The organism is Sphingobacterium shayense (genome assembly GCF_013179575.1).
In the GTDB taxonomy this organism is placed as follows: domain Bacteria; phylum Bacteroidota; class Bacteroidia; order Sphingobacteriales; family Sphingobacteriaceae; genus Sphingobacterium; species Sphingobacterium shayense.
In genome coordinates this window covers 1-12,898 of sequence record NZ_JABMCQ010000124.1, presented here as the reverse complement: position 1 = coordinate 12,898, position 12,898 = coordinate 1, and the positions used below count along the sequence as shown (strand labels likewise).

Genomic DNA, 12,898 nt, shown 5'->3' with positions numbered 1-12,898 from the left:
TCGCGCGGAGAGGCCAGAGGTTAGGAGCATATAATCAGAACGAATGTTTAGCGAGGGGTATAGGTGCAGCGCTTCATTTGCCAGTCAATTCGTCAGATTTTATTTGCTCTGAAATTGTCAAAAGCTCTAGCCGCCATAAGGTATTTCATTGTATTTCCTCATCGAGTTTTGTAGGCAAGCATATTTTACTTGTCGATGATTTGCTCGACAGTGGCGATGTTCTAGGAGCCGCAATCAATAGGTTGATTGATGATACTGGATGCAAAGTCTCTGTGGCAATTTTAGCTATTGCTTAATGACATGACAAAAATGCCCTAATCACAGCGAAATACGTTGCTAATTAAGCAGACTCCGTTATTCGTAACCTAACCTTTTCTGATGCAACAAGATGTAGCTAAAAAGCGCCATGCATATACCTACATAATCTGCGAATATGTCCCACCAATCAGCGGCTCTCCCTGTGGAGAAATATAACTGCAATCCTTCTGTGCCAAAAGCCAGAAGACTTGCAACAACTAAGGTGATAACGAAAGTCTTAAGTTTCGAAGCTCTCCCTTTAGAATGGACAATAAACCCCATGAGCATAAGCACAGTGAAGACGAAGAAAAAGCCGCAATGGGCGAGTTTATCGAAACCTTCGAAATATTTTGTGCTGGGCAAGTCGTTGGCCGGCAAACCCATTAGGATAAGCATTAGTATTGCCCATAATATTGCCCAGGCGTAGTTGAATAAATATTTTATCATTTTTATAAAAGTCGCATTTATTATGGAGGTTTCAAAAGAAAGAGGAGAATATTTATTCTAATGGAGGTGGTATTGATAGGGATGACTCGCGGATATTTTGATGATAATTAGTCTGAAATTCAGGTCATTATATTTCTTTTTGACTTAAAGAAGCTGTTACATAGGTTGTTGTGTTTTTAAGTAAAATTTTCTAGCTGATAATCAGGTTGTTAACTGTGGTTTTTGAAAAAATATAGTACTATGTATTGCATAGTACAGTCTAAAGCATATATCTTTGTAATATGATAGCAGAGAATACGCAAACCCAGATGAGGAAAGGGATACTTGAATATTGTATCCTTTCTATAATTTCCCGAGGGGAGATATATGCTTCAGATATAATTAATGAATTAAAAAAGGCGGAGCTTCTGGTTGTAGAGGGGACCTTATATCCTTTACTGACACGTCTGAAGAATAACGGGCTATTAAGTTATAACTGGAAAGAGTCAACCTCAGGCCCTCCTCGAAAATATTATCAAATCACACCGTTGGGACGCGACGTGCTGACGAAGCTTGATGTAACATGGAAAGAACTGCTATTTGCTGTGCAGACATCGTTACAAGGACGAAATTAATTATACGAATCAATCAAATCAAACTGGATCATGAATAAGACAATAATTATAAATATTAACAGCATCGTTTTTCACATCGAAGAAGATGCATATGAGACCCTCAGGTCGTACATGATTGATATTAAAAAGCACTTTGGCAACACGGCGGAAAGCAAGGAGATATTAGAGGACATTGAGAATCGTATTGCTGAAATGTTTAGTGAGCATATTCAGACAGGAAGAAAGGAAGTGCTCAATATTGAGGATGTGCAGGACGTAATTAAACGCATGGGACGCGTAAGCGATTTTCAAGAAAGCGAAACTCTAGGTGAAGGATTTGAAGAATCTGCCTATGCTGACGAACCTCGAGTGTCGCACGTCGGTCGCAAGCTGATGCGAGATCCAGATGATAAAATCCTTGGCGGTGTGTGTAGTGGACTGGCACATTATTTCGCAATGGAACCTCGTTGGATACGTGTGCTTTTAGTATTATTCGTTTTAATTGGCGGTTCTGGTTTTCTAGTATATCTGATCCTTTGGATTGTGATGCCTGAAGCGGAGACAAGAGCCGATAAGATGGTGATGCGAGGAGAGGTGCCAAATTTGGAAAATTTTAAAAAATCCTTTGATGAGGAGGTAAAAAGCTTTTCGGATAATTTCGCAGGAGCAGGCGAACACATTACTCGCGGAGCACGGACAGCCGGGACTGCGCTAGGGGGATGTATGGGGTTAATTGGAAAATTTATAGCATGGGTTATGCTTTTCGTTACGGGGACGAATATCATAGGACTTTTTGTGTTCTATGTATTCAATTTAATGAACTTGTTTGGGATGGAGAATCCCATGATGTTCCCGCCATTGCAGGTGCTATCGGGAGATGAGGCTATTGTTGCCCTAACATTTGGATTTTTAGCCGTAACGATACCATTTCTCGCGTTGTTCTTATGGTTGATCCGTGTATTGTTTAAAACAGAAAAGATTAATAACTATTTATCTCTGACAATATTTGCAGTATGGATCGTATCCATCGTCGCAGTAATATATTTCTGTGTGTACGCTGCCCAAGATTTCCGCGAAAAGAGTACGATCAACGTGGAACGAAAAATTCAAGTGCAAAAAATATATAGTTTTTCACAGAAAGACGTGCGTGTGCTCGATGAAAATGAAAAAGACTCCTTGAAATCAAAATTTAATATGCAGATGGACGGGGTAAATCTGCATAAGCGCTTGCATGAGGATATTGGTATTCACTTTGAAAGTATAGATTCGCTGAGCCAACCTTTTATTCAGTATCAGTATTCCGCAAAGGGGAAATCTTATCAATTGGCGGCCCAACGTGCTGGAGAAATTGCTTATCAAGCCATTCAGGAAGAAGAGATAATTGTTTTTCCAAGTCATTTTCTGCTAAAAAACCGAGCTCTTGATCGGGATCAAAATGTTAAGGTTATTATTTATCTTCCACGTGGCGCGAAAGTTTTATTAGACCAGACGATCGACAATAAAGTACGAGATATAAATATTTGGGAATGTAGAAATAACTACATAGATGCGGACCGACAGAAAGTGACAGAATGGACAATGAGTGAGCGTGGGCTTGTGTGTGTGCAACCTGAGCCTGAACCTGAGCCCGAAAACAAGGAAGATAATCAAGGAAACCTGAAGAATAACAATATCCAGGACAACGTTGTTACTCACGAACGAAAGGATTCAGTAATTAGTATCGACGGGTCGAATGTTACAATTGAAGTAAATGACAACCGCCTAAGAATAAACACTACCGCTAAGGAAAACAAACAGGCAATCTAGGAAGAACAAACCATATGGCCTCTCAGTTTAAATTAATTAAAGGGAATATCCTTTAAAAGGGGCTTCTTATACACTAACTATGAAAACAATTTATACATATTTAATATTATTTTTTGCGCTAACAGGGTTGAGCTCAGGTAAGTTGCAAGCAAAACAGCCGGCGGTCCGCGGCAAGGTCACCGATGAGCAGCTGGTGGGCTTGGAAAAAGTAACGGTTTACTTAATGAGCAGCAAAGTCGATGCAATTATAAAGACCGCTGTGACGGATGCACAAGGAAAATTTTCAATCGCTAGTGTGCCGTCGGGAACTTACTTCGTTCAAGCATCATCTGTTGGATTTGCTACCTATAAATCTGAAATACTGACGGTAAATACGGCCGATGTTATAATTGAAAATATTATTTTATTGCGGGAAACAAATGCTATTGGCGAGGTGACGGTTCAAGGACGTTTACCCCTTGTACAACAGCGCGATGGCAAGCTGATTTTGAACGTAGAGAACTCGACTCTTGCCGCAGGTAATAATGCCCTTGATATTGTTCAACGTGCACCCGGGGTGAGCGTTGATAAAGATGATAACTTACAACTTATGGGACAGCAAGGTGTAAATGTTACAATTGATGGACGACAGACATATATGAGTGGGGAGCAGCTAACATCGCTGCTTAAAACTATGAACGGGGATCAAATTAAAAGTGTTGAAGTAAGTACGGTTCGAAGCGCAAAGGATGATGCTGAAGGCTCCGTTGGTACGATCAATATTGTTTTAAAGAAGAATAATATGGAGGGATTTAACGGTTCGTTTGTCGTCAGTGGTGCAAAAGGTATTCATGGGAGAGGTAATAGTTCGTTGAATCTAAATTATAAAAAGAACAATACGAACGTATTTGGTTCCTACGGATATACTCATGATAAACGGCGTTTCGATATTGCTCTTGCACGAAATATCATTTCTGAAACGGATCCTCGTTTGTTTAGACAGTCAGGTGCAATGGGACAGCTTCGAAAGAATCATGATTATCGATTTGGCGTTGAACATAAGACATCTTCGAAGAATACCGTTGTTTTACAATTTACCGGTAATAATGAATTTCGTGATGAAGAAAACAACAGTTTGACGAATATTGGTCCAAATAGCAGTGTCATTGATTCGATACTTCAAACAACCTCCATCGTAGATAATTCGTTTAATCGCTATTCATTAAATTTTAATAATGAATATTTGTTAGATACCTTGGGCGGGAAATTGACTTTTGATGGTGATTGGAGTCGTTTCCGCAATAATTCAATTAACGACTATGGCTACTTGACAACCGATCCAATCGGGACCCCTTTATATCCACAGGAAATAGAGCAAAGTAGAGCCCCCGTTGACATTGATATTTTGGTGGGAAAAATTGATTACGTGAAAAATGTTGGAAAAGGCAAAATCGAGGCGGGTCTAAAATATAGCAATGTCAAATCGGATAACGATTTACAGTTTGAGCGGTATGTTGATGGGCAATGGGAAGAATATATCGGTCGGCCGAATCATTTTGTATATACCGAACAAATTGCTGCAGCATATGCGGATTATAGTCAAGCATTCGGAAAGTTTAACATGAAATTGGGGCTTCGCGGTGAGTATACTTTTTCCGATGGAAATTCCATAACGCTCAACAAAAGGGTGAAAAGGGATTATATCGATCTTTTTCCTTCGGCAAGCTTAGGGTATAATTTAAATGAAAACCATGTGCTTTCTTTGAGTTACGCCCGTAAAGTACAGCGTCCGAATTACCGATCGTTAAATCCATTCACCTACTATATTGATAAATTCACCTATAGCTTAGGCAATCCTTATTTAAATCCGCAATATACCGACGGCTTCACGCTGAACTATACTTTATTTAAGCGGTTTAACTTAACTTTAGGTACTGATATCACACACGACGCGATTGTAGAAAGTTTAGGTCAGAATGACGAAACAGGGGAATCTTGGGTAACCAGTGATAATTTGGCGGAGAACATTACCTCTTATCTAAATGTGAATGCACCGATTCAAATTGGAAACTTCTGGACAATGAATAATAATGTTGCTGGTATATATATGCATTTCAAAGGACCAATATCGGGAGAGTACGCGAACCTTGGTTCGTTCTTTCTGCAAGGAAGAAGTACGAATAATTTCAAAGTGTACAAAGGTTGGTCTGCTGAATTATCAGCGAATTATACCAGTGAATTTGTGTACAGTGTTTATAGAATTCATCCTCGATGGGGCGTTGATGTTGGTACAAGTTATAATTTCGATGATAAGCGTAGCTCGCTGAAACTTGCTGTGACGGATATATTTCGTACGCAAAAAAATCACGTATCCTCGGATTTCGGTAATTTTGATCTAAACGTCAACCAATATAACGATAGTCGAACAGTTCGGTTGACATTTACTTATAAATTTGGGAATTTGAAACAGCAAAACAAACGTGTGGACACCGTTTCAGAAGAAAAAAGTCGCGCGCAGTAGGCGCCGATTTTCTAGTTGATTTGAATTGAACACAGGCATGAATTTGCCTGTGTTTTTTTTGAAAAAATAATTGCAAATGGGGATATGCGTAAAACAAAAATTAGTTGCGATAGTTTATTTTAGTAAAAAGTGGACGGAGGAGGTTATTTTATACGTATCGAAATAATCTCCGCTTGTGATTTGAGATTTAGAATTGCGGTTTAATAATTATATGTTTGTAGGCTGGTTAGCTAATCTTTTTTATGAAGAGTATTGTAGTTTTTTGTGCTTCGAGTTTTGGTTACGATTCTGCGTTTGAAGATCAGGCGACATTGGTTGGAAAGATATTCGCACGTAAAAAGATCCGATTAATATATGGAGGGGGACGTGTTGGGCTAATGGGAGCTGTTGCTAATGCTGCCCTGTCTGCCGGTGGAGAAGTTATAGGTGTTATTCCAGAATTTCTAAACACGAAGGAGCGGGAACATACCGGCGTAACAAAATTGATTACGGTAGACACAATGCATGATCGTAAAAGGATTATGAATGAATATGCTGACGGGATCATTGCTTTGCCGGGAGGGTTTGGAACGCTGGAGGAATTATTTGAAATGATTACGTGGGCACAACTTGGATTACACAAAAAGCCTGTCGGCATACTTAATACAGCAGGTTATTATTCACATTTGATCCTGTTTATTGATCATATGGTGGAACAGGGTTTATTACGACCGGAGAATAGGGATATACTTTTGGTCGGCGACACAATTGAGGAGCTGCTCGAGAAGATGGAGAACTATCAAGCGCCGGACGTTACCAAGTGGATACATAAAAATGAACTTTGAGAATATCCAACGAAGTTTGATGAATCTATATGATCAATGACTTTTATTGTATCGCTGATATGAATTCTCTAGGTGTTAAATAGTATTTTAGTATCTTCCCATTTATAATATTTTAAACTGAAACTTTATGAAACGATTAGTATTTCTCGCTTGTGCAGTATTTCTGACCTTGAGTGTTTCTGCACAAAAAAAACTTGTTGAGCTTTGGGAAACTAAAGGTCTTCCCACACCAGAGTCTGTCTTACATGTGCCAGATAAAAACTTATTATATGTCTCTTTGATAGATGGAGAGGCCATGACTAAAGATGGGAAAGGGGGGGTAGCTATATTAAATACGGACGGGTCGATTAAAGACGCCGATTGGTTTACTGGGATGGATGCACCAAAAGGATTAGCGATACATGGTGACCTATTATATGTTGCCGATGTGACCTCAGTTTGGGTGATTGATATTATCTCGGGTAACTTAATACATCAAATCGAATTCCCTGGGGCAGTGATGTTGAACGATGTGACAATTGATAATAATGGCATTGTCTATGTTTCAGATACACGTACAGGAAAGATTTACAAAATGCAAAATTATAAACCAGAAATATTTTTGGAAAATACGCCAGCAGTCAACGGTTTGAAGATTATTGATAATCATCTGTATGCGCTGGTAGGCCCAGAATTATGGAAAATAGATGATAATAAGAAGACTTCCGTAATTGCCAAAGGATTTGAACTCGGTGGTGATGGTCTCGAGCCGGTTGGAAACGGAGATTTTTTGGTGACTTGCTGGGGCGGGATAGTTTATTACGTGAAGGCGGACGGAAGTTTTGAGAAAATACTTGATGTACAAGGAAAGATGAATACCGCTGACTTGGGCTTTCATGCACCTACTAACACGGTGTACATGCCAACCTTTGGTAATAATAGCGTAAAAGCATATTCGCTTAAATAGTTCGATTTAGTGAAGAAAATAAAAAGGAAGATGTGGGAAAGCCGCATCTTTTTTTGACCTTTGTTGAAAATTTAAAAGATGACGATTGACGCGCTATATCACCTGTATAAATCGGCTCCAGTGGTGCAAACAGACACACGCCAAATCACTGAAGGCTGTATTTTTTTTGCATTAAAAGGGGAAAAGTTCGATGCAAATCAATTTGCAAAAGACGCCTTACTAGCGGGAGCAAAATATGCCGTTGTAGATAACCCATATTATGCACTCGATGATCGTTATATTTTGGTCGATAATGTTCTAGATACGTTGCAGCAGCTTGCAAGGTTCCATCGTCGTCAGCTGAAAATTCCAATTATTGGTGTTACAGGCACAAATGGAAAGACGACGACGAAAGAGCTTCTATTGGCCGTGTTGACGGAGGGCTTTAAAGCATATGCTACCAAAGGGAATTTAAATAATCATATCGGTGTACCATTAACATTATTGGCAATTGATGAGACGATTGAGATTGCAATTATTGAAATGGGAGCAAACCATCTCATGGAGATTGATTTTCTTTGTCAGATCGCGCAACCAACACATGGGTTGATTACTAACGTCGGGAAGGCTCATTTGGAAGGTTTTGGTTCGTTTGAGGGGGTAAAGAAAACGAAGGGCGAACTTTATGATTTCCTAAAGAAAAATGACGGCGTACTTTTTCTACAAAGTGATAATGAATATCTGGCCGAGATGGCATCATCGCGTAAATTATCGCAGATCATACGATACGGTTTCTCTCCCCAGAATGATATAGTTGGTAAGCTGATTGTAGCTGATCCATTGATCACAGTTGCATGGAAAGAAAAAGGTCAAGACAATTTTTACGAAGTTTCAACACAATTGACTGGATCATATAATACTGAGAATATTTTAGCTGCTATCGCCGTTGGAATGTTTTTTGGTCTGACGCCACAAATAATAAATAAAGGAATCACAGGATATAGACCAACAAATAATCGCTCTCAGATAACAAAAACTTCGAAAAACACCGTCATCGCGGATTATTACAATGCGAATGCGAGCAGTATGGCGGCTGCTTTGGATAATATTGAAGTTATTACTGCAGAAAAAAAGGTTATAATCTTGGGAGACATGTTTGAAATGGGAGAAGAGAGTTTTGCCGAACATCAAAAAGTGATGAGGCGTGCACTTGCAATTACGGCTTTTCGGACTGTATTTGTCGGCAAAGCTTTTTTTCGGCATGCTGTCAACGGAGCTGAATTTTATGAAACAACTGAACAGGCAGAAGCCATGCTCAAAACCTCGTTAATAGAAGGCAGCACAGTCTTGCTTAAAGCTTCTCGCGGAATGGAATTTGAGAGGTTAATGAAATTTTTATAACTAGATAATAATAAAGTCCGCGAATTCGCGGACTTTATTATTATCTAGTCAACTTCGATATTGAGCTTAGACTCTTTACTTATCAATTGGGCTATGCTTGTGTCGTTAAGTATCTGTAACATGGCGTTACGAACTTCCACAAAGGTGTCTCGTATTCCACAGGCGTGTTCTTCAACGCATTCTTCGCACGATCGGTAAAAGTTTAGACTTACGCAGGGAAGCAAAGCTATCGGGCCATCAATAAGCCGCATAACTTGAGAGAGATAAATATCCTCAGGAGCCTTGTTTAGGCTATAGCCACCTCCAGCCCCTTTTTTAGAGTACAGGATTCCGGCATTACGCATCTCAAGAAGGATCTGCTCTAGGAATTTTTTTGGAATGCGTTCCTCTTCTGCAATCTTAATGATCTGCATGGGTTCTTTTCCATAGTTACGCCCTAGAACCATCAGGGCCTTAATGGCGTATTTAGTTTTCTTAGAAAGCATACAAGTTCCTTTTTCGAATAGTCGTTTTGTTACAAAGATACTAAATTTTTCCCACTAGAGCTATTCTCCTAACACCTCAATTATTGGCTTACCAATATTTCCATTTGGCTCCATGATATGAAGTAAAGAAGCTATTGTAGGAGCAATATCTATGATTTGAACTTCTTTATTAGTTTTTCCGTGTTCAATACCCCAACCCATAAAAACTAACGGAATGTGTGAGTCGTACGCCGACCAAACGCCATGCGTGGTGCCGGGCGACCTCGGAGTTCCTGCGTACCACTGAGGTTCGGCAATGATCTGAATTGCACCGCTATTTTTGCGATTGTATCCATTGATGATTTTTTCTCGTAATGGAGCTGGTATGAACATGTTCTGGTTTCCTTCCATATCTACCACGTATGCAATTCCCGGTTCTTTGTATAGCTGATCGATAATCGTACTTTTTACTGCTTCCTTATCCAACTTTAACGAGTCAATAAGCGTATAATTTAAATGAACTTGGTAGTTTGTAAGACTACGGACCAACTTATCACTTCCAAATTTCTGACTAAGAACTTCTTTAAGATTGTTTTGTATTTGTCTGGAAAAAAGATACCCTCCGTTACCTTTCTGATCGGTGTAATACATAGGATTGTAAGATGCTGCATGATCAGCGGTGAGAAAAATCGTGTAGTTACCCTCTCCAACCTGTTCGTCTAATGACTTTAGAAACGCTGCGATTTCCTGATCAAGACGAAGGTAGGTGTCTTCGATCTCCACGGCTGATAACGAATAACGATGACCGACGTAATCAGTAGCAGATAGACTGACGCAAAGGAAATCCGTGCTACCCGTAGCATTTTTGCCCATTTGCTCTTTCTGAAGTATTTCTTTCGCAAAATCCAACGTGAATTTATTACCTGCGGGAGTCGTTTTTATGAGCTCATACCCCGCATCTTTCATGAGTATGGACGTCTTTCGAGGGAATGTTGGCGATTCCTCACCAGGCCACTTTCCTTCATAATTATTGTCATCTGCGATACTATTGGTATACGTTTCAATTGGATATAGCGTGTTCCAATCTTCTTTTAAATATTTATCAGCAAGTTTCTTTTTATTAAATGCATCGACCCAATTAGGTAATTTCTCCATATAAAAAGAACTTGATATCCAATTTCCTGAACTGGATTCGAACCAGTATGCAGCGTCTGCGAAATGACCCGCGGGAAGAATACCGCCTCGATCTTTAATCGAAATTCCAATTACTTTTGATTGAAAATTCGTCGCTAGTTTTAACTGGTCGGTGACAGTCGATGCCAGTAAATTACGTGGTGACTGCTGCCCTTCACGAGAAGTCGTTCCTACGCCTACTACGTTATCGTCCTGCGTACAATACATAGGCTCGCCGGTTGCTTGGACAATCCAGTCATTTCCAGCGATACCGTGAATGGAAGGTACACTTCCCGTGTAAACCGTGCTGTGACCTATAGCTGTATAGGTTGGAATATAATTGATAATGGTGTTTTCGCAAGTGAAACCATCGTTTAACAAGCGATTGAAGCCCTCTTCGCCATAACGATCAGCGAAGCGGTATAGGTAATCCCAACGCATTTGATCTACCATTAAGCCGACAACAAGTTTCGGTCGGGCCGGCTTATTTTGAGCAAGGCTTTGAAATACACAGGATATTCCGAGAAATACAATTATGATGAGTGATCTCATAGTTAGTTGTGTTTTGATTTAGGGTCTAAAAGTAAGTGATTTTTTAGGAATGTCCCTGTATAAGATTCGTTACAGTTTACTAAATTTTCAGGAGTACCTTCAAACACAAGTTTTCCCCCCTTATTTCCTCCTTCAGGGCCGATGTCTATAACCCAATCGGCCGTTTTTATCATTTCCATGTTGTGCTCGATTACCAGAATACTGTTTCCTAATGCAATTAGTGCATCAAAAGCTTTGAGCAATTTGTGGATGTCGTGGAAATGGAGTCCCGTTGTGGGTTCATCGAAAATGAAAAGCGTCTTTTTGCTATTGTTCCCTTTTATCAGAAACGAAGCAAGTTTAATACGCTGTGCTTCGCCTCCCGAAAGTGTGCTAGAGGGTTGTCCTAACTTTACATATCCAAGTCCTACATCTTGTAGAGGTTGAAGTTTTGATAATATTTTGGGCTGATCATTGAAGAAAGCTATCGCCTCGTCAACGCTGAGGTCAAGAACCTCGGATACCGATTTCTCTTTATAGGACACCTCAAGTACGTGTTGTTTAAATCTTTTTCCTTCACAGGCTTCGCAAGGTAAGACAATGTCGGCCATAAACTGCATCTCTATTTTTACCTCCCCATCCCCCTGACATACATCGCACCGACCACCTTCTACATTAAAAGAAAATGCGGCTGGTTTTAAACCGGCTGCCTTTGCCGCAGGCAATCCAGCATATAGAGCACGGACTTCATCCCAGCCCTTCACATAGGTAACTGGGTTCGATCGGGATGATCGGCCGATTGGGTTTTGATCGATCATTTCGATTTGTTCGATAGTTCCGGTATCTCCTGTTAGCTCATCGAAGATACCAGTTTGCTCTCCTGAATAATTTCCTGTTGCTTTTTGGAGGGCGGGGTAGAGAATTCGTTTTACGAGCGACGTTTTGCCCGAGCCGGACACGCCTGTAACAACGGTGAACGTATGCAGCGGGAAGGTAATATCGATTCCCTGGAGATTATTTTCCCGTGCACCTTTAATAGTGATGGAATCCGACCATTTTCGTCGTGTAGCGGGAACCGGTATATTTAAAGAGCCGTTTAGGTATTTACCCGTAAGACTTTTTGAATCTTTGATAATTTCATCGTAACTGCCGGCGAAGACAAGTTCTCCCCCGTTAATTCCTGCCTCCGGACCGATATCAATTAAATAATCGGCAGCTTCCATCATCTCTTGTTCATGCTCAACTACGATAACGGTATTACCGATTTGACGAAGCGATTTTAATACTCCGATTAAGCGCTGAGTATCTCTAGGGTGCAGGCCGATGCTCGGTTCATCTAGTACATAGATGGACCCGACGAGTGAACTACCTAGCGAGGTCGCTAGATTGATACGTTGCGATTCTCCACCAGAGAGAGAATTACTCAGTCTATTAAGCGTGAGGTAGCTCAGACCGACTTCACATAAAAAATCAATGCGACTGGTAATTTCCGCGAGTAGGCGTTTGGCTATTATCGTTTCGTGAGAATCTAGCTTTAACGTTTTAAAAAATGCTAATGCTTCATCCAGCGGGAGGAGTACAATTTCTAATATTGAGCGGCCTCCAATTTTAACATAGGAAGCATCTGAACGTAGACGAGAGCCTTTGCACTCCGGACAATCTGTTTTCCCACGATAACGAGAGAGCATTACTCGATATTGAATTTTATAAGTTTGTTGTTCAAGATCCTCGAAGAATGCGTTCAGCCCTGTGAAATATTTATTACCGGTCCATAACAGTTCTTGCTGCTTTGGTGTGAGTTCGCTATATGTCCGATGAATGGGGAAGTCAAATTTCAATGCATTTTTAACAAGTTTGTTTAGCCATTCGCCCATTTTTTCTCCTCTCCAAGGAGCAATCGCTCCGTCATATACGGATTTGCTTTTATCAGGGACCAC

10 protein-coding genes and 1 pseudogene are annotated in these 12,898 nt (G+C 40.3%); 7 read left to right on the top strand and 4 right to left on the bottom strand.

Annotation, left to right across the window (positions count from 1 at the left end; genetic code table 11):
• Positions 1 to 296: pseudogene (locus HP439_RS13675) on the top strand (hypothetical protein); the annotation flags it as partial.
• A 58-nt stretch (positions 297 to 354) separates the two neighbouring features.
• Here HP439_RS13675 and HP439_RS13670 read toward each other — a convergent pair.
• Complete coding sequence (locus HP439_RS13670; RefSeq protein WP_216657849.1) at positions 355 to 744, bottom strand: VanZ family protein; 390 nt, start codon at positions 742 to 744, stop codon at positions 355 to 357.
• Between the two features lie 281 nt (positions 745 to 1,025).
• Between HP439_RS13670 and HP439_RS13665 the strand changes: the two genes are divergently transcribed.
• From HP439_RS13665 to HP439_RS13640, 6 genes are all read left to right on the top strand, one after another.
• Entirely contained in the window at positions 1,026 to 1,358 is a 333-nt protein-coding gene (locus tag HP439_RS13665; RefSeq protein WP_172390904.1) for a PadR family transcriptional regulator, read from the top strand.
• A gap of 30 nt (positions 1,359 to 1,388) precedes the next feature.
• Positions 1,389 to 3,143 (top strand): PspC domain-containing protein, encoded by a 1,755-nt coding sequence (locus HP439_RS13660; RefSeq protein ID WP_172390903.1) that lies wholly within the window; start codon positions 1,389 to 1,391, stop codon positions 3,141 to 3,143.
• Between the two features lie 79 nt (positions 3,144 to 3,222).
• Positions 3,223 to 5,643 carry an outer membrane beta-barrel family protein gene (locus tag HP439_RS13655; RefSeq protein WP_172390902.1) on the top strand — a complete coding sequence of 807 codons (2,421 nt, stop codon included), beginning with the start codon at positions 3,223 to 3,225 and terminating at the stop codon, positions 5,641 to 5,643.
• A gap of 242 nt (positions 5,644 to 5,885) precedes the next feature.
• Positions 5,886 to 6,467, top strand: coding sequence for an LOG family protein (locus HP439_RS13650; protein ID WP_172390901.1), 582 nt, complete (start codon positions 5,886 to 5,888; stop codon positions 6,465 to 6,467).
• A gap of 127 nt (positions 6,468 to 6,594) precedes the next feature.
• Positions 6,595 to 7,413, top strand: coding sequence for an SMP-30/gluconolactonase/LRE family protein (locus tag HP439_RS13645; RefSeq protein WP_172390900.1), 819 nt, complete (start codon positions 6,595 to 6,597; stop codon positions 7,411 to 7,413).
• 78 nt (positions 7,414 to 7,491) lie between these two features.
• Complete coding sequence (locus HP439_RS13640) at positions 7,492 to 8,793, top strand: UDP-N-acetylmuramoyl-tripeptide--D-alanyl-D-alanine ligase (protein WP_172390899.1); 1,302 nt, start codon at positions 7,492 to 7,494, stop codon at positions 8,791 to 8,793.
• Positions 8,794 to 8,837: 44 nt separating this feature from the next.
• On the opposite strand, the gene HP439_RS13635 is transcribed toward HP439_RS13640, so the two are convergent.
• The 3 genes from HP439_RS13635 to uvrA all read right to left on the bottom strand — a co-directional run.
• Entirely contained in the window at positions 8,838 to 9,278 is a 441-nt protein-coding gene (locus HP439_RS13635; RefSeq protein WP_172390898.1) for an RrF2 family transcriptional regulator, read from the bottom strand.
• A 60-nt stretch (positions 9,279 to 9,338) separates the two neighbouring features.
• Positions 9,339 to 10,982 carry an alkaline phosphatase PafA gene (gene pafA, locus HP439_RS13630; RefSeq protein ID WP_172390897.1) on the bottom strand — a complete coding sequence of 548 codons (1,644 nt, stop codon included), beginning with the start codon at positions 10,980 to 10,982 and terminating at the stop codon, positions 9,339 to 9,341.
• 2 nt (positions 10,983 to 10,984) lie between these two features.
• A partial coding sequence (gene uvrA / locus HP439_RS13625) for an excinuclease ABC subunit UvrA (protein WP_172390896.1) occupies positions 10,985 to 12,898 on the bottom strand: 1,914 nt, incomplete at its 5' end.

Bases quoted from the DNA above. Each gene is read 5' to 3' on its own strand.
- HP439_RS13670 (WP_216657849.1), bottom strand. From the start codon at position 744: ATGATAAAATATTTATTCAACTACGCCTGGGCAATATTATGGGCAATA.
- HP439_RS13665 (WP_172390904.1), top strand. From the start codon at position 1,026: ATGATAGCAGAGAATACGCAAACCCAGATGAGGAAAGGGATACTTGAA.
- HP439_RS13660 (WP_172390903.1), top strand. From the start codon at position 1,389: ATGAATAAGACAATAATTATAAATATTAACAGCATCGTTTTTCACATC.
- HP439_RS13655 (WP_172390902.1), top strand. From the start codon at position 3,223: ATGAAAACAATTTATACATATTTAATATTATTTTTTGCGCTAACAGGG.
- HP439_RS13650 (WP_172390901.1), top strand. From the start codon at position 5,886: ATGAAGAGTATTGTAGTTTTTTGTGCTTCGAGTTTTGGTTACGATTCT.
- HP439_RS13645 (WP_172390900.1), top strand. From the start codon at position 6,595: ATGAAACGATTAGTATTTCTCGCTTGTGCAGTATTTCTGACCTTGAGT.
- HP439_RS13640 (WP_172390899.1), top strand. From the start codon at position 7,492: ATGACGATTGACGCGCTATATCACCTGTATAAATCGGCTCCAGTGGTG.
- HP439_RS13635 (WP_172390898.1), bottom strand. From the start codon at position 9,278: ATGCTTTCTAAGAAAACTAAATACGCCATTAAGGCCCTGATGGTTCTA.
- pafA (WP_172390897.1), bottom strand. From the start codon at position 10,982: ATGAGATCACTCATCATAATTGTATTTCTCGGAATATCCTGTGTATTT.